This is a genomic window from Streptomyces sp. NPDC020875 (assembly GCF_040641415.1).
GTDB lineage: Bacteria > Actinomycetota > Actinomycetes > Streptomycetales > Streptomycetaceae > Streptomyces.
In genome coordinates, this window is sequence record NZ_JBFADP010000004.1 from 1 (window position 1) to 20,749 (window position 20,749).

General features: G+C 71.6%; 16 protein-coding genes and 1 tRNA gene. 8 read left to right on the forward strand and 9 right to left on the reverse strand.

Annotated features, from left to right (window positions below):
* Positions 1-213: 213 nt before the first annotated feature.
* Positions 214-1,542 carry a histidine kinase gene (locus AB0G74_RS03285; RefSeq protein WP_361140006.1) on the reverse strand — a complete coding sequence of 443 codons (1,329 nt, stop codon included), beginning with the start codon at positions 1,540-1,542 and terminating at the stop codon, positions 214-216.
* A gap of 416 nt (positions 1,543-1,958) precedes the next feature.
* On the opposite strand from AB0G74_RS03285, the gene AB0G74_RS03290 reads away from it, so the two are divergent.
* The 5 genes from AB0G74_RS03290 (at position 1,959) to pth (ending at position 6,352) form a co-directional block, all read left to right on the forward strand.
* A tRNA-Gln gene (locus AB0G74_RS03290) sits at positions 1,959-2,029 on the forward strand.
* Between the two features lie 253 nt (positions 2,030-2,282).
* Positions 2,283-3,731, forward strand: coding sequence for a bifunctional UDP-N-acetylglucosamine diphosphorylase/glucosamine-1-phosphate N-acetyltransferase GlmU (gene glmU, locus AB0G74_RS03295; protein ID WP_361140009.1), 1,449 nt, complete (start codon positions 2,283-2,285; stop codon positions 3,729-3,731).
* Positions 3,732-3,840: 109 nt separating this feature from the next.
* Positions 3,841-4,818 carry a ribose-phosphate diphosphokinase gene (locus AB0G74_RS03300; RefSeq protein ID WP_358826824.1) on the forward strand — a complete coding sequence of 326 codons (978 nt, stop codon included), beginning with the start codon at positions 3,841-3,843 and terminating at the stop codon, positions 4,816-4,818.
* Positions 4,819-5,027: 209 nt separating this feature from the next.
* A complete protein-coding gene (locus tag AB0G74_RS03305; protein ID WP_361140012.1) occupies positions 5,028-5,624 on the forward strand; it encodes a 50S ribosomal protein L25/general stress protein Ctc in 597 nt (198 codons plus the stop codon).
* Positions 5,625-5,755: 131 nt separating this feature from the next.
* On the forward strand, positions 5,756-6,352 hold the full coding sequence (gene pth, locus AB0G74_RS03310) for an aminoacyl-tRNA hydrolase (protein ID WP_361140015.1): 597 nt from the start codon (positions 5,756-5,758) through the stop codon (positions 6,350-6,352).
* Positions 6,353-6,372: 20 nt separating this feature from the next.
* On the opposite strand, the gene AB0G74_RS03315 is transcribed toward pth, so the two are convergent.
* Positions 6,373-7,008, reverse strand: coding sequence for a Uma2 family endonuclease (locus tag AB0G74_RS03315; protein ID WP_361140018.1), 636 nt, complete (start codon positions 7,006-7,008; stop codon positions 6,373-6,375).
* Between the two features lie 125 nt (positions 7,009-7,133).
* A complete protein-coding gene (gene ppc / locus AB0G74_RS03320) occupies positions 7,134-9,875 on the reverse strand; it encodes a phosphoenolpyruvate carboxylase (protein WP_361140021.1) in 2,742 nt (913 codons plus the stop codon).
* Positions 9,876-10,103: 228 nt separating this feature from the next.
* Between ppc and AB0G74_RS03325 the strand changes: the two genes are divergently transcribed.
* Positions 10,104-11,156 (forward strand): fatty acid desaturase, encoded by a 1,053-nt coding sequence (locus tag AB0G74_RS03325; protein ID WP_361140023.1) that lies wholly within the window; start codon positions 10,104-10,106, stop codon positions 11,154-11,156.
* 146 nt (positions 11,157-11,302) lie between these two features.
* Positions 11,303-11,905 carry a TetR/AcrR family transcriptional regulator gene (locus tag AB0G74_RS03330; protein ID WP_361140414.1) on the forward strand — a complete coding sequence of 201 codons (603 nt, stop codon included), beginning with the start codon at positions 11,303-11,305 and terminating at the stop codon, positions 11,903-11,905.
* Between the two features lie 104 nt (positions 11,906-12,009).
* Here AB0G74_RS03330 and AB0G74_RS03335 read toward each other — a convergent pair whose 3' ends face one another.
* Positions 12,010-12,843, reverse strand: a complete 834-nt coding sequence (locus tag AB0G74_RS03335) for a trans-aconitate 2-methyltransferase (RefSeq protein ID WP_361140025.1) — start codon at positions 12,841-12,843, stop codon at positions 12,010-12,012.
* A gap of 130 nt (positions 12,844-12,973) precedes the next feature.
* Here AB0G74_RS03335 and AB0G74_RS03340 point away from each other — a divergent pair, with 130 nt between their 5' ends.
* Positions 12,974-13,471, forward strand: a complete 498-nt coding sequence (locus AB0G74_RS03340; protein WP_358826817.1) for a MarR family transcriptional regulator — start codon at positions 12,974-12,976, stop codon at positions 13,469-13,471.
* On the opposite strand, the gene AB0G74_RS03345 is transcribed toward AB0G74_RS03340, so the two are convergent.
* The 5 genes from AB0G74_RS03345 to AB0G74_RS03365 all read right to left on the reverse strand — a co-directional run bounded on the left by AB0G74_RS03345 (position 13,430) and on the right by AB0G74_RS03365 (position 20,619).
* Positions 13,430-14,233: a response regulator transcription factor gene (locus AB0G74_RS03345; RefSeq protein ID WP_361140417.1), complete on the reverse strand. Its 804-nt coding sequence runs from the start codon at positions 14,231-14,233 to the stop codon at positions 13,430-13,432. The genes AB0G74_RS03340 and AB0G74_RS03345 overlap by 42 nt on opposite strands.
* A 963-nt stretch (positions 14,234-15,196) precedes the next feature.
* Complete coding sequence (gene galK / locus AB0G74_RS03350; RefSeq protein WP_361140028.1) at positions 15,197-16,420, reverse strand: galactokinase; 1,224 nt, start codon at positions 16,418-16,420, stop codon at positions 15,197-15,199.
* Positions 16,417-17,562 carry a galactose-1-phosphate uridylyltransferase gene (gene galT / locus AB0G74_RS03355; RefSeq protein ID WP_361140031.1) on the reverse strand — a complete coding sequence of 382 codons (1,146 nt, stop codon included), beginning with the start codon at positions 17,560-17,562 and terminating at the stop codon, positions 16,417-16,419. The genes galK and galT overlap by 4 nt, the downstream gene beginning before the upstream one ends.
* A 130-nt stretch (positions 17,563-17,692) precedes the next feature.
* Complete coding sequence (locus tag AB0G74_RS03360; RefSeq protein WP_361140034.1) at positions 17,693-18,424, reverse strand: response regulator transcription factor; 732 nt, start codon at positions 18,422-18,424, stop codon at positions 17,693-17,695.
* A gap of 263 nt (positions 18,425-18,687) precedes the next feature.
* Positions 18,688-20,619, reverse strand: a complete 1,932-nt coding sequence (locus AB0G74_RS03365) for a PQQ-binding-like beta-propeller repeat protein (RefSeq protein ID WP_361140037.1) — start codon at positions 20,617-20,619, stop codon at positions 18,688-18,690.
* Between the last annotated feature and the right edge of the window lie 130 nt (positions 20,620-20,749).

Here is a 20,749-nt window from a genome sequence, read left to right on the forward strand (position 1 = left end):
CGTGAGGAGGTGAGCCCGGAGGCCACCGACCCTCCCGACGCTGAACAAGACCGCCCGCATACCGCTGGAGTGACGGTCACATCTTCAACAGCCCCGCCGGCGACTGAGGCGCGAACCGCCCCGCCTGGCCACAGGCAACCCCGGCACCAGGCGCCCCGGGGCGCAAGGCGCGAAGACCCCGCACCAGGCGGGAAACCTCACACCAGGCGCCCGCTACCCCACCGGCAAGACCGCCGAGACGCGAAAGCCGCCCCCCTCCGTCGGGCCCGAGACGAAGACGCCGCCCAGTGCCTGGACCCGTTCCCGCATGCCGATGAGGCCGTTGCCGCCGCTGGGGAGGTCCGCGTCGTGCGCGCCGCCGCCCGCCGCGTCGGGGGCCCCGTTCTCGACCTGCATGGCGACCTCCGCGTCGCGGTGCGCGAGGCGGACTTGGACTTTGGCGCCCGCCGCGTGCTTGTGGACGTTGGTCAGGGCTTCCTGTACGACCCGGTACGCGGTCTGCTCGACCTCCGGCGGATAGTCGCGGGCGTCGCCGTGGACGGCGTACTCGACGACCATGCCCGCCTGCCGGGACTGGCCGACGAGGGTCTCCAGGTCGGCGAGGCAGGGCCCGTCGCCGTCGGCCCCGGCCGCCGCCGCGGCGGCAGCGGCGGCAGCGGCGCCGACGGCCGCGAGCGGTACCGGCGAGGCCGTCCGCCGGTCGCCGTCGCCGGAGCGGAGCACGCCGAGCATCTCGCGGAGTTCGGTGAGTGCCTGGCGCCCCATGTCTCCGACGAGGGCCGCGTTCTTGACGGCCTTCGGGGGGTCTTTGAGGGCGACGGCCTGGAGGGCGGCGGCGTGGACGACCATGAGGCTGACCCGGTGGGCGACGACGTCGTGCATTTCGCGGGCGATCCGGGTGCGTTCCTCGGTGCGGGCCCATTCGGCGCGTTCCTCGGCCCGGTCGGCGAGGAGGGAGAGTTCGGCTTCCAGGCTGTCGGCGCGTTCCCGGAGGCTTTCCATGAGCCGACGCCTGGCTCCTATGTAGAGGCCGAAGAGGACGGGCGGCAGGGCGAGCCCGATGGCGACGAACGCGGACATCGCGGGGACGAACCAGGCTCCGGGGTCGCCGAAGTCCTCCGGCGCGTCACGGACGTCCTGTTCCATTTGTACGTAGGAGATGATGAAGGTCGCCACCAGCGACATTCCGGTGAGGGTGGCGGTGATCCGCCGCGGCACTTCGGACGCGGCGAGTGAGTAGAGGCCGATGATGGTGAGCAGGTAGCCCATCTCGGCGGGTGTGATCGCGATTCCGACGAGGACGACCGCGATGGGCCAGCGCCGGCGGAGGACGAGTGTCGCTCCGCCGACGAGTCCGAGGAGTACGCCGAGGGCGACGGGTGTCGCGGTGCGTTCCGCGAAGCGCCAGCCCTCCAGTGCGCATTCCAGGGCCGAGGCGATCCCCAGCCCGACATCCAGTGCGACGCTTCGCCGCCGTCCCCACCACAGCCAGGAGCGGGGCGCGGTGCCCGTGGCTTCCTGGTGTGCCCCCGTTGTGGTCATGCCGTCCACCCTACGGGCGGCGGGCGCGGAACACTCGGGGTGTTTCCCGCGATTCAGCGGTATCACGCCGCTGTTCCGGGCCCGGGTGACGGCCCGGTGACGCTCCGCCGAACGGCGCCGAACGCCGGGGTTCGCCGGGGTGCGGCCCGCGTACGAGCAACGTACAAGCGACGTACCGAGGGACCTACGAGCGACGTACAAGTGACGTACGAACCGTCTCGCGCCCGGGCCCGGACCGGGACGCCCCGCCGCCCGTACGGCACCGCCCCGCGGCGCCCCGTACCGGACCGGCCCGTACCCGCCACGGATCCGGCTCGTACACCGTCGCGGCGGAGGCGGGCGGTACGGCATAGTAGGGGCTGTCCCGGTGACCCCGGTCGTGAGACCTCTCACCCCGGATCACCTCGGACATGCCATCCCAGGTCGTCTAATGGCAGGACAAATGGTTTTGGTCCATTGAATGAGGGTTCGATTCCTTCCCTGGGAGCTGTGGGGCGGCCCGGCCGCCCGATTCGGGTCCCGACCGTTTTCCGGTCGGGACCCGAATCGTTTCTCCGGCCACACGTCTCCGGCCGCACACCGCCACATGCCGCCGCCCCGTCCCCCCTCGCGCCGCCCCTCTGGTGATCCACGCCACCCCCGAGCCCTGCCGCTCCCCCGGCCGATTCCCTGGTCATTTGCCTGGTCAGACACCCCGGTATCCTTCGGATGTCCACCACCCGAAGCCGAAGGGCAGACCCGTGAGTGCCAATCGCCCGGCCGCCGTCGTCGTTCTCGCAGCGGGTGAGGGCACCCGCATGAAGTCCAAGACCCCCAAGGTCCTCCATGAGATCTCCGGACGGTCCCTCGTCGGCCATGTCGTCACCGCGGCGCGCGAGCTGGATCCCGAGCATCTGGTCGTGGTCGTGGGCCACGCCGCCGACCAGGTCAGGGGCCATCTGACCGAGCGGTACACCGGCACCCGCACCGCTTTCCAGGCCGAGCAGAACGGCACCGGGCACGCCGTCCGGATCGCCCTCGACGAGCTGGGGCAGAGCGTCTCCGGCACGGTCGTCGTGGTCTGCGGCGACACCCCGCTGCTCTCCGGCGAGACGCTGACCGAGCTGGCCGCGACCCACGCGGGCGACGGCAACGCCGTGACCGTGCTCACGGCCGAGGTGCCGGACTCCACCGGCTACGGCCGGATCGTGCGGGACGCGGGGACCGGCGCGGTCACCGCGATCGTGGAGCACAAGGACGCCACGGACGAGCAGCGGGCGATCCGGGAGATCAACTCCGGGGTCTTCGCCTTCGACGGCCAGCTGCTGGCGGACGCCCTCGGGAAGGTGCGGACGGACAACAGTCAGGGCGAGGAGTATCTGACGGACGTCCTGGGCATCCTGCGGGAGGCCGGGCATCGTGTGGGCGCCTGTGTCGCGGGCGACCACCGGGAGATCCTGGGCATCAACAACCGGGTGCAGCTCGCGGAGGCCCGCCGGCTGCTGAACATCCGGCTGCTGGAGCGCGCGATGATGGCGGGGGTGACAGTGGTGGACCCGGCGTCCGTCCTGGTCGACGCGACCGTCACTTTCGAGCCGGACGCGATCATTCACCCGGGGACCCAGCTCCTCGGTCTCACCCGTCTCGCCGAAGGCGCCGAGGTGGGTCCGAATACCCGGCTGAGGGACACCGTGGTGGGCCCGGGCGCCCGGGTGGACAACACGGTGGCGGATTCGGCGGAGATCGGCGAGGGCGCCTCCGTCGGCCCGTTCGCCTATCTGCGTCCCGGCACCAGGCTGGGGAAGAAGGCCAAGGCCGGGACGTATGTCGAGATGAAGAACGCCAGCGTGGGCGAGGGGACGAAGGTCCCCCATCTGTCGTATGTCGGTGACGCGACGATCGGTGATTTCACCAATATCGGCGCGGCCAGTGTCTTTGTGAACTACGACGGAGAGGCGAAGCACCACACCACGATCGGCTCCCACTGCAAGACCGGTTCGGACAACATGTTTGTGGCTCCTGTCACGGTCGGGGACGGCGCCTACACGGCGGCCGGTTCGGTCATCACCAAGGACGTTCCGGCCGGTTCGCTGGCCGTCGCCCGGGGCCAGCAGCGGAATATCGAGGGCTGGGTGGCCCGCAAGCGGCCCGGGAGCGCCGCCGCGCAGGCCGCCGCCGCGGCGACCGACAAGGCGCCCGGCGAGAACTGACCGGAAACAGGTGCGCCAAAGACGGCGTACCGTGATACGTGCACACATTCGGCTGGCTCGCGATTCCCCATGCCCGCGGCCAGAGAACACCCTCTGAGGAGACAGTGCTGTGACCGGGATCAAGACGACCGGCGAGAAGAAACTGATGCTCTTCTCCGGCCGCGCCCACCCCGAGCTGGCCGAGGAAGTCGCGCATCAACTGGGTGTCGGCCTGGTGCCGACCAAGGCCTTCGACTTCGCGAACGGCGAGATCTACGTCCGTTTCCAGGAGTCCGCGCGCGGTGCCGACTGCTTTCTGATGCAGAGCCACACGGCTCCCATCAACAAGTGGGTCATGGAACAGCTGATCATGATCGACGCTCTGAAGCGGGCCTCCGCCCGGAGCATCACCGTGATCGTGCCGTTCTACGGCTATGCCCGCCAGGACAAGAAGCACCGCGGCCGGGAGCCCATCTCCGCCCGGCTGATCGCCGATCTGATGAAGACCGCCGGCGCGGACCGGATTCTCACGGTCGATCTGCACACCGACCAGATCCAGGGCTTCTTCGACGGCCCGGTCGACCACCTGTTCGCCCTGCCGATCCTGGCGGACTACGTGGCCGCGAAGGTGGACCCGGCGAAGCTGACCGTGGTCTCCCCCGACGCGGGCCGGGTCCGGGTCGCCGACCGCTGGTGCGACCGGCTGGGCGCGCCGCTGGCCATCGTGCACAAGCGCCGGGACAAGGACGTCGCCAACCAGGTGACCGTCCACGAGGTCGTCGGCAATGTCGAGGGCCGGGTCTGTGTCCTGGTCGACGACATGATCGACACCGGTGGCACGATCTGCGCCGCGGCGGACGCGCTGTACGCCAACGGGGCCGAGGACGTCATCGTGACGGCCACGCACGGGGTGCTCTCCGGCCCGGCTGCGGACCGGCTGAAGAACTCCAAGGTGAGTGAGTTCGTCCTGACCAACACCCTGCCCACGCCGGGTGACCTGGAGCTGGACAAGATCACGGTGCTGTCGATGGCGCCGACGATCGCCCGCGCGGTCCGTGAGGTCTTCGAGGACGGCTCGGTCACCAGCCTCTTCGAGGAGCAGGGCTGACCGGCATCCGCTCCTGAGCTTCGAGCGAAGGGCCGCGGTCTCCGTTTCGGAGGCCGCGGCCCTTTCGCGTAGACTGCTGGGGTTGCTCGGCGAGGGAGGCCGCACCATCGGGTGCGGCGGTCCGTTATCGACGCGCTCTTCGCATCAGGCGTAGCAGGCCGTTCACGGCCGGGTGACCATCCGATCCGTCTGATGTACGAGGAGTGCATATGTCCGAGGTGAAGATCGCCGCCGGTCTCCGTAGCGAGTTCGGCAAGGGCGCCGCCCGCCGTATCCGTCGTGAGGACCGTGTCCCCGGTGTGCTGTACGGCCACGGCACCGACCCGGTCCACCTGACCCTCCCGGGCCACGAGCTGCTGCTGGCGCTCCGTACCCCGAACGTCCTGCTGTCCCTGGACATCGAGGGCAAGAACGAGCTGGCCATCCCGAAGGCCGTGCAGCGCGACCCGCTGAAGGGCTTCCTGGAGCACGTCGACCTGCTGCTGGTCAAGCGCGGCGAGAAGGTCAACGTCGAGGTCCCGGTGAACGCCGAGGGCGAGCTGGCCCCCGGTGGCAACCTGCTGGAGCACGTCCTGAACGCGCTGCCGGTCGAGGCCGAGGCCACCCACATCCCCGAGGCCCTCACGGTCTCCGTCGAGGGCCTGGAGGCCGGTGCCTCCGTCCTCGCCAAGGACATCGCGCTGCCGTCCGGCGTGACCCTGGCCGTCGACGAGGACGCGGTCGTCCTCCAGGTCCTGGCCGCCCAGGCCGAGGAGCCCGCCGCCGAGGGTGCCGAGGGCGAGGGCGACCAGCCCGCCGAGGCGTAAGCACTCCCCCGGCGTATTTCCGCCGTACGCCGCCGCCCGCGCCCCTTCCCGGGCGCGGGCGGCGCCGCGTTTCCGGCCCGTGTCCCCGCCCTCCCCCTCCCCACGGAATCCGCACGGAGAGAATTCATCCCATGACGACCGACGCCACCGCCCCCTGGCTGATCGTGGGCCTGGGCAACCCGGGCCCCGGCTACGCGGCCAATCGCCACAATGTCGGCTTCATGGTCGCCGACCTGCTGGCCGACCGGATCGGCGGCTCCTTCAAGCGCGCCCAGAAGGCCCAGGCCCAGATCGTGGAGGGCAGGCTGGGCGTCCCCGGCCCCGGCAGCCGCCGGGTGGTGCTGGCGAAGCCGATGTCGTACATGAACCTCTCGGGCGGCCCGGTGACGTCGCTCCGCGACTTCTACAAGATCCCGCTCGACCATGTCGTGGCGATCCATGACGAGCTGGACATCGACTACGGCGTCCTGCGGCTGAAGCTCGGCGGCGGCGACAACGGCCACAACGGTCTGAAGTCGATCACCAAGTCCATGGGCCCCGACTACCACCGGGTCCGCTTCGGCATCGGCCGCCCCCCGGGCCGCCAGCCGGTCGCCGACTTCGTCCTCAAGGACTTCTCCGCCACGGAGCGCAAGGAACTCGACTACTTCGTGGACCGCGCGGCGGACGCGGTGGAGTCCCTGGTCACGGAGGGCCTGGAGCGGGCGCAGAGCGCGTACAACTCCTAGCCCGGACCAGTGCAGCCGGCCTAGTACAGGTCATCGATCGCGGCCAGGTCGAGATCGAGCGGGAAGGGGCTGTCCACCTTCAGCCGGTCGTGGTGGATACCGGAGAGTACGTACGCCTTGGTCACCGGATCCAGCTCGTAGACCCGGACGACGGGCCGGGACCCGGTGCCGGTCCGGTCGACCAGCCAGAAGTGCGGAATGCCCGCTGCGGCGTACTTGCGCGGCTTGGACTCCGTGTCCCGGGCCCGTGAATCGGGGGACAGCACCTCGACCGCGAGCAGGACGTCGTCCGCCGCGAAGCGCGCCAGATCAGGTCCGGTCACGGCCACGGCCCGTACCACCAAGATGTCGGGCTCGGGAGCGTTGCGCCGGTCCAGAACCACAGTCATCTCACGGCGCACCTTCAAGTGGCTCGGCGCGGCCTGGCGCAGACCACTGACCAGCAGATCAATCACCACACCGTGAAAATCGCGCTGCGGACTCACGAAAACCAGGCTCCCGTCGATCAACTCCGTATGCGGCGGGAGGTCGGGGAGCGTCAGCAGATCGTCCACGGTCCAGCCCTCTTGGGGCGGAACGGGCCAGCGCGTTCCCGGTTCGGTCACCTCGGTGGGTCCCGTCGGCAGATCGGCCCCGGGAAGCGGCTCAGCGGTCATCGTTCCTCCCATGGACGGAATCCTGGCCTACCCCTTCCACGTTAGTCGTACGCATCCGGCCCCATCACCGGATCAGGTGATGGGGCCGGAGGCGTGTTGACCGGAGTGGTCGGGCGGGCCGGGGGTCAGCCCGTGTTGCGGAGGCCCGCCGCGACGCCGTTGACCGTCAGGAGGAGGGCGCGGGCGAGCAGCGGGTCGGGGGTCTCGCCGCGGTCCGCCGCGCGGCGCTGGCGGGCCAGCAGGGAGACCTGGAGGTACGAGATCGGGTCCAGGTAGGCGTCCCGGATCGCGAAGGTCTGCTGGAGGACCGGGTGCGAGTCGAGCAGCCGCTCACCGCCGGTGATCCGCAGGACTTCCCGGACGGTCAGCTCGTGCTCGGCCTCGATGGTGGCGAAGACGTGCTTCAGCTCGTCGGGGACGAGGGTGTCGACGTAGTGGCGGGCGATCCGCAGATCGGTCTTGGCCAGGGTCATCTCGACATTGGCGAGGAAGTTGCGGAAGAAGTGCCACTTCTCGTGCATCTCGTCCAGGACGGTGTCGAGTCCGGCCTCCCGGAGGGCCTTGAGGCCGGAGCCGACTCCGAACCAGCCGGGGACGATCTGGCGGGACTGGGTCCAGCCGAAGACCCACGGGATGGCCCGCAGTCCGTCGAGTCCGGCCCCGGAGTCGGGGCGGCGGGACGGCCGGGAGCCCAGGTGGAGGTCGGCGAGCTGGTCGACCGGGGTGGAGGCGAAGAAGTACGCGGGCAGGTCGGGGTCCTCGACCAGCCTGCGGTAGGCGGCGTGGGCCGCGTCGGAGACGGTGTCCATCGCCGCGTCCCAGCGGGCCAGGGACTCCACGGACTGGCGGGGCGCGGTGTGCAGCGCCGACGCCTGGAGGGTGGCGGCGACCGTCAGTTCCAGGTTCTCCCGGGCCAGCGACGGGATCAGGTACTTGTCGGAGATCACCTCGCCCTGCTCGGTCACCTTGATCTCGCCGTCGAGGGTGCCCCACGGCTGGGCCAGGATCGCCTCGGCGGTGGGGCCGCCGCCCCGGCCGACGGTGCCGCCGCGGCCGTGGAAGAGGCGGAGCCGTACGCCGTGCCGGTGGGCGACGTCGCGGAGCCGCCGCTGGGCCCGGTGGATCTCCCACTGGGAGGTGGTGATGCCGCCGAACTTCGACGAGTCGGAGTAGCCGAGCATGACCTCCTGGACGTCGCCGCGGAGGGAGACCAGCCGCCGGTAGGACGGGTCGGAGAGCATCTCGTCGAGGATGACGTCGGCGGCCCGCAGCTCGTCCGTGGTCTCCAGCAGCGGCACGATGCCGATCTTCGCCCAGCCGCCGTGCAGGTCGAGCAGTCCGGCCTCGCGGGCGAGGACGGCGGCGGCGAAGACGTCGTCGGCGCCCTGGCACATCGAGATGATGTACGACTCGATGACCTCGGGCCCGAACCGTTCGAACGCCTCCTTCACGGTGTGGAAGACGCCGAGGGTCTTCTGCCCGGCGGCGTCCAGCGGGGCCGGGGTGGGCGCCAGCGGCCGGCGCGAGCGCAGTTCCTTGGCGAGCAGCTTCTGCCGGTAGTCGCGCGGCATGTCGGCGTACCGCCAGGACTCCTCGCCGAGCCGGTCGAAGAGCTGTCCGAGGGCGTGGTGGTGGGCGTCGGCGTGCTCGCGGACGTCCATGGTGGCGAGCTGGAGCCCGAAGGCGGCCAGGGTGCGCAGGGTGCGGTCCATCCGGCCGTCGGCGAAGAGTCCGCCGCGGTGGGCCCGGAGGGATGTCTGGATCAGGGTGAGGTCGGCGAGGAGTTCGGCGGTGCCCAGGTAGTCCCGGCCGGGCTCGTGCGGGGTGCCCTTGGCGAGTCTGGCGCGGGTGTTCTCCAGCTTCTGCTGGACGCAGGTGGCCTTGAGGCGGTACGGCTCCTCGGCGTTGAGGCGCTTGTAGCGGGGGCTGATCTCCGGCAGGGCCGCCAGGTCGGCTTCCAGCGACGCCAGGAGTTCGTCGGTGGCGCCGGTGTAGCGGATGGAGTTGGAGAGCAGTCCGCGCAGGGAGTCGACCAGGGCGAGGGCGTCGGTGATGCCGTGCTCGTGCTGGAGGATCAGCACGTCCCAGGTGACGTCGGGGGTGACATTGGGGTTGCCGTCCCGGTCGCCGCCGATCCAGGTGCCGAAGGTCAGCGGCCGGGTCCCGGCGGGCAGCTCGACGCCGACCCGGGCCAGCTCGGCCGCCAGGTCCTCCAGGACGTCGCCGACGGCGTCGGCGTGGAGTTCGTCGAGGTAGTAGATGGCGTTACGGGCCTCGTCGGCGGGTTCGGGGCGGACCACCCGCAGTTCGTCGGTCTGCCAGATCAGGTCGATGTTCTCGGCCAGCCGCAGATCGCAGCGGCGCCGGTCGGCCGGGCCGGAGCCGACCGCGGCGTCGCCCTCCAGGAGCTGGGCGATCCGGCGCAGCTTGTTGAGGACGGAGCGGCGGGCGGCCTCGGTGGGGTGGGCGGTGAAGACGGGCCGGACGTTGAGGTTGCGGACGGTGGCCGCGAGGTGGTCGGGGTCGGCGTCCTTGAGCCGGTCCGCGGTACGGGCCAGCAGCCCGCCCTCGGCCGCGCGCCGCTCCCGCATCTCCCGGCCCCGGTGCACCTGCTCGGTGACGTTGGCCAGGTGGAAGTAGGTGGAGAAGGCGCGGACCAGCTTGGCCGCGGTCTCCAGATCGGTGTCGCCCAGCAGTTCAGCGGCGGACTCGCCGTCGCTGCGGGTGAGGGCTCGGACCCGCTCGACGAGGTCGAGGAGTTCGGATCCCTCCTGGCGGACGATGGTCTCGCCCAGGAGGTCGCCCAGTCGGCGGATGTCGGCCCGGAGTTCTGCGCTGGCCGTGGGGGTCTGGTCGGCACTGCTCACAGGTGCTGCTCCTTGCGGTGTTCGAGCACGTCTGGAGGGGTACTGGAGTCGGCGGACCGCGCTGTCCGGCAGGTCCCAGGATAGGCGCCCTGGCACCGGGTGCCATCGAGTGGGGCTCTTGCCGCCTAGCTGAGCGCTGCCATACTTACGATGCCGTAGGTTACGCAGCCGTAGCACGGCTCAGACGCGGACATCTCCTACCATTCCTCACCCCCCAGGGGACCCTTCATGACGACTAGCCCCCATCTGCTCGACGACGCCCCGGGCCCGGAGGCGGAACCGGGCACGGCGCCCGGCCCCCGTCCCGGTCCGGACGGCGCGCCCGCCGGGGGCGCCACGCCGCCCTCCGCGACCCTCGGCGGGGACGAGAAGGGGTCGATCGAACAGATCACCCTGCTCCTCTTCATCGTCGTCCCCTTCGTCGCCCTGGCCGCGGCGGTCCCGCTGGCCTGGGGCTGGGGGGTGAGCTGGCTGGACCTCGGCCTGCTGGTCGGGATGTACTTCATCGGCTGCCACGGCATCACCGTCGGCTACCACCGCTATTTCACCCACGGCTCGTTCAAGGCGAAGCGCCCGCTGCGGATCGCGCTGGCCGTCGCGGGCTCCCTGGCCGTCGAGGGCCCGGTGGTCCGCTGGGTCGCCGACCATCGCAAGCACCACAAGTTCTCCGACGCCGAGGGCGACCCCCACTCGCCGTGGCGGTACGGCGAGACGGTCCCCGCCCTGATGAAGGGCCTGTGGTGGGCGCATATCGGCTGGATGTTCGACGAGGAGCGGACCCCGCAGCACAAGTACGCCCCCGATCTGATCAAGGACCCGGCGATCCGGGCGATCTCCCGCTACTTCGTCGTGCTCACCTTCTTCTCGCTGGCGCTCCCGGCGATCATCGGAGGTCTGGTGACGCTCTCCTGGTGGGGCGCCTTCACCGGCTTCTTCTGGGGGTCCCTGGTCCGGGTCGCCCTGCTGCACCACGTCACCTGGTCGATCAACTCGATCTGCCACGCCACGGGCAAGCGGCCGTTCCGATCACGTGATCGCTCCGGCAACGTGTGGTGGCTCGCGGTGCTCTCCTGCGGCGAGTCCTGGCACAACCTGCATCACGCCGATCCCACCTCGGCCCGCCACGGCGTACTGCGTGGCCAGGTCGATTCCAGTGCCCGGCTGATCCGCTGGTTCGAGAAGCTGGGATGGGCGTACGACGTCCGCTGGCCCACCGCCGAACGCGTCGAGGCCCGTCGCGCCACGTCCCCCCGGACCGGCGGAGCGGCCGACACGGCATGATGGACGATGTGGCGACCGACGGCAGCAGTACCCGTACCGAGACGAACGCGGCAACCGCGGCAAGCACGGCACCCGCGGCGAACGCGGCGAGCACGGTGACCCCGGCGAAGCCCCGCACCACCGCGCGGCGGGGGCGCCGGGTCAGGATGACCGGCGCCGAGCGCCGGGAACAGCTGCTGGACATCGGTCGGGTGCTCTTCGCCGAGAAGGGCTTCGAAGGCACGTCGGTGGAGGAGATCGCCGCCAAGGCGGGGGTGTCCAAGCCGGTGGTCTACGAGCACTTCGGCGGCAAGGAGGGGCTCTACGCGGTCGTCGTCGACCGGGAGATGCGCCAGCTGCTGGGCATGGTGACCGGGGCGCTGACCGCCGGGCACCCCCGGGAGCTGCTGGAGCAGGCGGCCTTCGCCCTCCTCGACTACATCGAGCGGTACACCGACGGGTTCCGGATCCTGGTCCGGGACTCGCCGGTGGCCCAGTCGACGGGCACCTTCGCCTCGCTGATCAGCGATATCGCCACCCAGGTCGAGGACATCCTGGGGATGGAGTTCAAGAACCGGGGCTTCGATCCCAAGCTGGCGCCGCTCTACGCCCAGGCCCTGGTCGGAATGGTGGCGCTCACGGGCCAGTGGTGGCTGGACGCCCGCCGCCCGCCGAAGTCCGAGGTCGCGGCGCATCTGGTGAATCTGGCGTGGCACGGCCTGGACGGTCTGGAGCAGCGGCCGCGTCTGGTGGGCCACCGCAGGAACTGACCTCCGGCCCGGTCCCGGGCGCGCGATACACGTACGCGGCCGGGACCGGGGTACGGGGCGGGGCCCGCGCCTCGCGGGCTCCGGCCCCGTACCCCCGCTTACGGCTACATCTCCGCTTCCGGTGTCCGGGCCACCGCGAAGATCCGGCGGAACGGGAAGACCGTGCCGTGCGGCCCCGCCGGATACGCCTTCCGCAGCAGATCGCGGTACTGCCCGAGGAAGGCGTCCACCGCCTCCGTGTCGTCGCCCAGCTCCGTCAGCACGGGCCGCAGCGCCGTCCCCTTCACCCAGTCGAGGACCGGATCCTCCCCGGCCAGCAGCTGGTAGTACGTGGTCTCCCAGGCGTCGGCGGCACAGCCGAGACCCGTCAGCCGGTCGAGATAGTCGGCCGGGTCGAGGACATGGGCGAAGTCCCGGCCCCGGCCCGCCAGCCGGTCGCGCCACTCCGGCAGCGCGCACAGGGTCCCCAGCAGGGCGTGGCTGGGGGCCTCGTAATTGCCGGGGACCTGGAAGGCGAAGGCGCCGCCGGGGGTGAGCGCGTCGATCCAGCGGGCGAAGGAGTCGGCATGGCCGGGCACCCACTGGAGGGCCGCGTTGGAGACGATCAGGTCGTACGGTTCGTCCGGTGTCCAGTACGCGGCGTCCGCCTCCCGGAATTCGAGCCGGCCGCCGCCCGGGGTGGCCCCCGCGTGCTCCTTCTCGGCCAGCGCCAGCATCTCCGGCGAGTTGTCGAAGCCGGTGATCACGGCGGTCGGCCAGCGCTCGGCCAGCAGGGCCGTGACATTGCCGGGACCGCAGCCGAGATCGGCGATCCGCGGCGGCCGGAGCCGGGCGGCGGGCGGCTCCGGGAGCCGGGCCAGCAGATCGAGGAACGGCCGGGCACGGTGACCCGAATGACGCAGGTACTGATGCGGATCCCAAATGGGTACGGAATTCACGGTAGAGCCCCCTCGCAGGAACATCGAGCCGAAACGGAACGAGTCGCGGCCCGTCCCTGCCCCACCATCCGCCACATTATCTCTTGACGTCAAGAGACTTCATATCGACAGACCCTCTACACTGATCGTCATGGAGGACGAGGTCGATCGACTGGTCGCAGCATGGCGCCGCGAGCGCCCCGACCTCGACGTGGAACCGCTGGAAGTGCTCAGCCGCGTCTCCCGGCTGGCCCGGCATCTGGACCGGGCCCGCAGGATCGCGTTCTCCGAGCACGATCTGGAGCCGTGGGAGTTCGACGTCCTGACATCGCTGCGCCGGGCGGGCGCGCCCTATCAGCTCTCCCCCGGACAACTGCTCACCCAGACCCTGGTGACCTCGGGCACCATGACCAACCGGATCGACCGGCTGGCGAAAAGAGACCTGGTCGAGCGGTTGCCCGACCCCTCCGACCGGCGCGGAGTACTGGTCCGGCTCACCCCCGAAGGGCGTGATCGCGCCGATCGCGCGCTCGCCGGGCTGCTCGCCCAGGAACGCGCGATCCTCGCCGAACTCTCCCACGCCCAGCGGGCGGAACTGGCGGCGCTGCTACGCCAGCTGACCGCCCCGTTCGACAACATTCCCGGCTAGCTTCCCGGCCGGATCCGCCGGGCCCACCCCGGCCCGGCGGGCCAGTGCCACGGCGGCCAGCGTCGAATGCACCCCGAGCTTGCCGAGCACGTTCTGCATATGCGTCCGGACGGTGTGCGGTGACAGGAAGAGGCGCTCGGCGACCGCTTTGCGCCCCAGCCCGGCGACCATGCACCGCAGCACCTCGCGCTCCCGCGGAGTCAGCGACTCCACCAGCCGCTCGCTCTCCGTCCGGTGCTTACGGGCCGCCGTCAGCTCCCGCAGCACACCCGTGAGCAGAGCGGGCGGCAGATGCGTCTCGTCCCGCAGGACGCCCCGGATCACGGCCAGCAGTCGCTGAAGTGAACAGTCCTTCGCGACCCAGCCCGAAGCGCCCGCCTGCAAGGCCAGGGCCGCCCGGCGCGGATCGTCCTTCTCCGCGAGGACCACACAACGGACCTCGGGCTGGCCGGAACGCACCCCCGAGACCAGGCTCAGACCGTCGACCAGCCGGTCCGGACCGTCCTCGCCGTCGTCCGCCACGGCCCGGGCCACCGGGGCGCGAACCCCCTGCGGCGGTACCGCGGCGGCGCCCAGGTCGGCGTCCACCAGCATCACGTCGAACGGTCTGCCGTCGGCCGCGGCACGCTCCAGACATCGCAGGGCGGCAGGCCCGCTGCCCGCGGCCCCCACATCGACATCGGGCTCCGCCGCCATGGCCGCGGCCAGCGACTCGGCGAAGATTCGGTGGTCGTCCACCACCAGGACCCGGATACGGACCACAGACACACCCCCTGTGTCGGAGGACGGCTCGGTGCGGAAACGCCGCCCGAGACGGACCGTCAGCCCCGCCCGGCCACTGCCGCGCTGTGACTGAATTACCCCACCCCGGGATTCGTACCCCGCTGTCTCGTCCCCAGATCAACACCGGCCCCCACCGGCGTTGACCATCAGAGTACGGACGGCGGGCGGAAGCGGAAGCGTATTTGCAGAACTGATGACCAGCTCTGGGGGATGGGTTGTACTGGAAGGTTACCCATGAGTTCGTTGGGATGCATGGGAAACGGGAGACTCGATCCGGAATCCGCGGAGCCCCCGCTCCGGCCGGACGATCGCCCCGTGATGGCACGGCCCGGCGCCTCCCCGGGCCGGGGATTCCTTGACACGCCGGGCGCGGCGGGACGAGGCTGGTGGACACGGACCGGCTGATCCTGATGTATCACCACATCCAGGTATCCATCCACAGGTTGTACGGAAACTCCGGCGGGGCCTGAGCCCCTCCGCCGGAGCTGGTCCGACGGGTCGACGTCCCCCCGACGCACGGCCCGTGACCGCCCCTCGGGGCGCGGACCGGGCGGAGCCCCCTCCGCCGCCGCGCCCCTGGGGGGGCGGCGCGTTCTCGGTGACCGGCCGCGCCGCGTGGCCTGATGTTGTTCGCGGCCCGCGGACCGTGGCTGGCTGGTCGCGCAGTTCCTCGCGCCCCTGGTTGCCCGTCTCCTGGCCCTTGGGTAGGAGGCGCCCTCCGGGCGGGATGGATAGTGCCTCCTCCGAAGGTGTTTCGACCGCGGCCCGGTGGTGGGCTTGTCGCGCAGTTCCCCGCGCCCCTGGTTGCCCGTCTCCTGGCCCTTGTCAGGGCAACGCCCCGACTGGGAGCCCGCCTCCCACTTGTGCGGCAAGAGGGAGAGCATTTAGGGGCGCGGGGAACTGCGCGAACAGCCACGACGGTGGCGCGGACCGCGAACAACATCAGGCCACCGGGCGCGGCCCGGGTTGGTCGTGGCGGGCCGCCCGGAGGGGTGCCGCGCCGGGGGACGGCGGGGCCGGGAAGAGGCGGGGGGTCGGGAGGGACGCGTCGCGGAACGCGGTCTTCAGGGCGTGGGAGACCGGGGGGACCGACGGCGTCTCCAGGAGGACGATCACCGCTCCCCCGAACCCTCCCCCCGTCATCCGCGCGCCGAGCGCCCCCGCGCCGACCGCCGTGGCGACGGCCAGGTCCGTTTCGGGGCAGGAGACGGCGAAGTCGTCCCGGAGCGACGCGTGGCCCGCCGTGAGGACGGGGCCCAGGGCGGCGAGGTCGCCCGCTTCGAGGAGCGCCGCGGCCTGTCGGACCCGGTGGTTCTCGGTGACGACGTGCCGGACGAGGGCCCGCGCCCCGGGGTCCCGCAGCCGGGTGAGGGCCGGGGCGAGGTCTTCGTAGGAGATGTCCCGCAGGGTGGGGATCCCGAGCGCGCGGGCCGCCGCCTCGCAGCCCGCGCGGCGGCGCCCGTACTCGCCGTCGGCGTGGGCGTGCCGTACCCGGGTGTCGACGACGAGGAGCGTCAGCCCGGCGGCGGCGGGGTCGAAGGGGATGTGCCGTCGGCTCAGATCGCGGGTGTCGAGGAGCAGCGCGTGCCCGGCCTCGGCGCAGGCGGACGCCATCTGGTCCATGATCCCGGTGGGCGCGCCGGTGTAGTCGTTCTCGGCGATGCGGCAGAGGCGGGCCAGTTCGGCCCGGTCGGCGGCGAGTTCGCCGAGTCCGTAGAGGTCGGCGACGGCGAGGGCGGTGGCGACTTCGAGCGCGGCGGACGAGGAGAGGCCCGCTCCGGCGGGCAGGTCGGCGGTGACGGCGAGGTCCGCGCCGCCGACGGGGTGCCCGGCGGCGCGGAGGGCCCAGACGACGCCCGCCGGATAGTCCGTCCAGCCGCGCGGGCCGTGTCCCGGCGCGAGTCCGGCGACGGGGAGCGTGACGGGGCCGCCGGGCGCGGTGTCGGAGCGGAGGGTGAGGATCCCGTCGTCGCGCCGGGTGGCGGTGACGGTGACGCCGAGGGGGAGGGCGAAGGGCAGGACGAGGCCGTCGTTGTAGTCGGTGTGCTCGCCGATGAGGTTGACCCGGCCGGGCGCCGTCCAGCGGCTCGTACGCCGCTCTCCGCCCTCGGCGAGGCCATCCGCGGGGCCCTCGGCCGGGCCGTCGGCGGGTCTGTCGTGGTTCACGCGCTCGCCACCTCCCGCAGCCGCCGGGCCGCGGTCTCCGGCGGTACGTCGTTCATGAAGGACCCCATCCCGGATTCGGTCCCGGCCAAGTACTTGAGCCGTCCGGGGGCGCGGCGCACGGTGAAGAGTTCCAGGTGGAGTCCGAAGGCGTCCCGGCCGGGTGCCCGGAAGGGCGCCTGGTGCCAGGCCGAGACGTACGGCGTCGGTGGCTGCCCCGGCCCGAAGACCCGGTCGAGGCGGCGGAGCAGTTCCAGATAGACGCCGGGGAACTCGGCCCGGGCCGCGTCGTCGAGTTCTCGCAGGTCGGGGACGCGGCGTCGGGGGTGGAGCCGGATCTGGTACGGCCAGCGCGCGGCGTACGGCACGTATGCGGTCCAGTGGTCCCCGGCGATGACGACCCGGGCGGCGTCGGCGGTCTCCCGGGCGACGGTGTCGTCGAAGAGGTTGCGGCCGGTGCGGGCCGTGTGGTCGGCGGAGGCCCGGAACATTCGCCCGGTATGCGGGGTCACGAACGGGAACGCGTAGATCTGGCCGTGCGGATGGCCGAGGGTCACTCCGATCTCGGCACCTCTGTTCTCGAAGCAGTAGACCTGTTCGATCCCGGGCCGGGCGGCGAGCGCGGCGGTGCGGTCGGTCCAGACGTCGAGGACGAGTCGGGCCCGGTCCTCGGGGAGGTCGGCGAAGGAGGTGTGGTGGTCGGGGGTGAAGCAGACGACTTCGCAGCGGCCGGTCTCCCCGGCGAGGGAGGGGAAGCGGTTCTCGAAGACGGCGACGTCGTAGTCGTCGGCGGGGATCTCGGTGGCCCGGCCGGGGCGGGAGGGGCAGAGGGGGCAGTCGTCGGACGGCGGGTGGTAGGTACGGGTCTGCCGGTGGGAGGCGATGACGACGGGTTCGCCGAGGAGCGGGTCGTACCGGATCTCGGAGCCGGTGGCGACGGGCCCGAGGGTCCGGGTGTCGGCGGCGGTCCGGCCGCGCGGCCCGGCGGCGGCGGACGCCCGGTCCGTACGGTCCGTACGGTCGGCCGGGTTCCCGGCCGGGGTACGGGCGTCCGCGCTCCCGGCCCGGGTCCCGTCGGCGTCGGCGTCGGCGTCGTAATAGAGCAGTTCACGGCCGTCGGCGAGCCGGATCGCGGTCTTCCTCACGGCGGATACCCTCTCACCCACCCCAACAGAAGCCAACACACCTCACCAGAATCCAACAGCCCTGTCCGTCGTGCCAGACCGGCGGACAGGGCTGTTGGGATCCCGGCCCCGGGCCGCCCCGGGGAGCGGCTCAGCGGATCCGGCCCGGCTGCTGCTGGGGCGGCAGGGCGGGCGGGAGATGCGCGGCGTGCGGGACGGGCGGGGCCGCGCGGTCCAGCAGTCCCGTACGGGCCGCCAGGGCCGCGGCCTCCAGCCGGGAGCCGACGCCCAGCTTCATCAGCACCCGCTGGACATGGGTGCGCGCGGTACTCGGGGCGATCCCCATCCCGGCGGCGATCAGCCGGGTGTCCTCGCCCTCGGCGACCCGGACCAGGACCTCCACCTCGCGCGGGGTCAGCAGCCGCAGCAGCCGCTGGCCCTCGTCGTCGGGCTGGGAGACCGGGTTGAGCAGTTCGGCGAAGGCGCCCTGGAGCAGTCCGGGGGCGACCACGGCCTCACCCGCCCTGGCCTTCATCATGGCGCGTTCGACACCCTCGATCCGCTCGTCGTGGCGGACGTAGCCGGAGGCCCCGGCGGCGAAGGCCGCGGCGATGCCCCAGGGGTTGGGAACCGGGCCGAGGACCACGACGGCGACCTGGGGCCGCTCCCGTTTGATCCGTACCACCGGGTCGAAGACGCCCGGTTCGGCCGGGGACGCGGTGCCCAGCAGGCACACCTCGGGTGCCCGGGAGACCACCAGGTCCGCCGCGCCCGTCACGGGGGCCGTCGCGGCCAGCACACGGTGCCCGCGCAGTTTCAACGCCGAGGCGAGCGCCTCGGCGTGCAGTCTGTGATCGTCGACCACCATGAGCCGCACGCCCATCGAGCAACTCCCATCCCCCCGGTGCAACTTGCCCCGGCAAGCTACAGCCTGTTCGACATCGCGTGCCCCGAGTCGGCAGAAGTACCCAAGACTGCCGATTGAGCCACTCAACAGGGTCACTTATGACCATGGCATGACCACCGCATGACCAAAAGGCGGCGGCCCGGTACGGGAAGCTCCCGTACCGGGCCACTACTGTTCCGCGAATCAGCTTTCACCGCAGCAGTACCCGGGCCGCGAAGGGGCGAAAACCGGTCGCCTTTTTACTTTTGCGGCGTGAATGCAACTGCCAGATAATCCTTGTCGGCTCCCGGGCGGGGCTCGCTCATCAGCTCCTCGCTCATGTAGAGCCGGCCGTCGACGAACCTCAGCTCGCCGTTTCCGATGGCCATGGAGCGTTCGAGGTCCTTCGATTTCTCGTCGGTCGGATTGCGCAGCAGCACCGTCGACTTGAGGGTGTTTCCGTCGATCCGGACGACCTGGCCGCCCTTGTCGTACGGCGCCTCCTGGTAGGCGATCACAGCGTCGCCGTCCATCCGCAGCGGGTAGGAGGTGTAGCCGTCGCCCGCGTCGGCCCGGCCCGGCAGCGGCTTCCCGGTGGTGAGGTCGTACGAGACGATCTCATTGGTGCGGCGGACACTGTCACCGCCACCGGTGTGGGGCGAGGTCGGCAGATAGAGCCGCCCGTTGCCGACGACGACCTTGGTGCAGGACTCGACCTCGGTGGCGCCGCAGCGGGCCTCGAACCGGTCGCCGGTCGCGGAGACCTTCGTCAGCAGCTTGCCCCGGGCGTCGATGGAGAAGAAGTCCGAGATGCCGAACTTCCCGGTGTCGCCCACATCCGCCGCCACGACCAGCGGCTTGGTGCTGACGACACTGGCGTAGTCGACCCCGACGGGCATCTTGTACGAGAAGACGGGGCGGCCGGTCGCCGGGTCGAGCTGTTCGACGGAGAGCTGCTCGTTGTTGTAGCCGCCGCAGGAGCGGACGGCGACCAGGGCGGGCCCTCCGGCGTAGCCGCGGTCCTCGCAGTCGCCGTCGGACGTCGTCGGCTTCCAGCGGACCGTGCCGTTGTTGAGGTCGAAGGCGGCGCCGCCGTCCAGACCGCCCGCGGCGACCGTCGTACCGCTGATGGTGACCTCGTCGAACCGGATCGGCCGGTCGCCGCCGAGCGGGGAGTTGACGGACTTCCGCCAGAGCAGCTTGCCGCTCGCCATGTCGATCACACCGACCTCGGAACACGGCTGGTACCGGCCGGGGCCCGACTTGGTGGTCTTGGCGGGCTCGAAGAGGATCGCGGCCTTGTGGTCGGCGGACTGGTGGCGGGAGCCGCCGCAGGTCTGGCCGGGCAGCGGGATCTTCCAGAGGACGTTGCCCTTGTCCCGGTCGTAGCCGGTGATCTCCGAGACGCCCGGCTTCACATACGCCTTGTCCGTGACCCAGGAGCCCTTGAAGTCGGTGACATCGGTGATCAGCGGCTGGTCGACGCTGAAGGCGAGCTGTGCCGCGGGGTTGTCCGGTACGGCCTCCTTGCCGCCGTTGTCGCTCTTGCCGTCGCCGTCGGCGTCACCGTCGTTGTCGGTGCCCTTCTTGCCGCCCTTGCCCCGGGACGTGCTGGTGTCCTTCTTGCCGTCGTCGCCGACGGTCGCGTAGATCACCCCGCCGCCGATGATCAGCGCCACACAGGTGGCCGCGGCGATGATGATCTTCGCCTGGGCGCCGAGCTTCTTCTTGCCGTCGCCGGGGCCGCCCGGTCCGCCGGGGGCCGGGGGCGCGGGCTGTCCGGGGTAGCCGTAGCCCTGGGGCTGCGGCTGGCCCGGATAGCCGTAGCCGGGCTGGCCGTACGGCTGCCCGGGCTGCTGGCCGTACGCCTGCCCCGGCGCCGGGGCCGGGGGCTGGGCGGGGTAAGCGTAGCCGGGCTGGGTGGGCGGCTGCTGCGGATAGCCGTAGCCGGGCGGCGGGCTCTGCGGCGGTCCGGCCGGGGGCCCGGGCGGCGGCGCGGGCGGTCCCGGCGGTCCCGGCGGGGGCGCCGGGTGGCCCTGGGGGGCCTGCGGCGGGGCCGGAGGCTGCTGCGGCGGGCTCTGCTGCGGCTGCGGCGGGCCGAAGCCGCCGGGCGGCGGGTCCTGGGGCGCGCCGAAGCCGCCGCCCTGCGGGGGCGGTCCGGACGGCGGGGGCGGGGGCGGCGGCTGAGTCATGGCGGAACACCTCGGCAGAGGGAGAGCGGACAGAGGGAAGAAGTAAGGGGACGGGGAAAGCGGGGACGCGGACTCCGGGTACGTACGGCTACCGGGTACGGATGACGGAGCACGGACGGAGCGGGAACCG

What these genes read in the sequence shown, in the direction of transcription:
- AB0G74_RS03285 (WP_361140006.1), bottom strand. Translation starts at nt 1,542, where the DNA reads ATGACCACAACGGGGGCACACCAGGAAGCCACGGGCACCGCGCCCCGC.
- AB0G74_RS03305 (WP_361140012.1), top strand. Translation starts at nt 5,028, where the DNA reads ATGTCCGAGGTGAAGATCGCCGCCGGTCTCCGTAGCGAGTTCGGCAAG.
- pth (WP_361140015.1), top strand. Translation starts at nt 5,756, where the DNA reads ATGACGACCGACGCCACCGCCCCCTGGCTGATCGTGGGCCTGGGCAAC.
- AB0G74_RS03315 (WP_361140018.1), bottom strand. Translation starts at nt 7,008, where the DNA reads ATGACCGCTGAGCCGCTTCCCGGGGCCGATCTGCCGACGGGACCCACC.
- AB0G74_RS03325 (WP_361140023.1), top strand. Translation starts at nt 10,104, where the DNA reads ATGACGACTAGCCCCCATCTGCTCGACGACGCCCCGGGCCCGGAGGCG.
- AB0G74_RS03330 (WP_361140414.1), top strand. Translation starts at nt 11,303, where the DNA reads ATGACCGGCGCCGAGCGCCGGGAACAGCTGCTGGACATCGGTCGGGTG.
- AB0G74_RS03340 (WP_358826817.1), top strand. Translation starts at nt 12,974, where the DNA reads ATGGAGGACGAGGTCGATCGACTGGTCGCAGCATGGCGCCGCGAGCGC.
- AB0G74_RS03360 (WP_361140034.1), bottom strand. Translation starts at nt 18,424, where the DNA reads ATGGGCGTGCGGCTCATGGTGGTCGACGATCACAGACTGCACGCCGAG.
- AB0G74_RS03365 (WP_361140037.1), bottom strand. Translation starts at nt 20,619, where the DNA reads ATGACTCAGCCGCCGCCCCCGCCCCCGCCGTCCGGACCGCCCCCGCAG.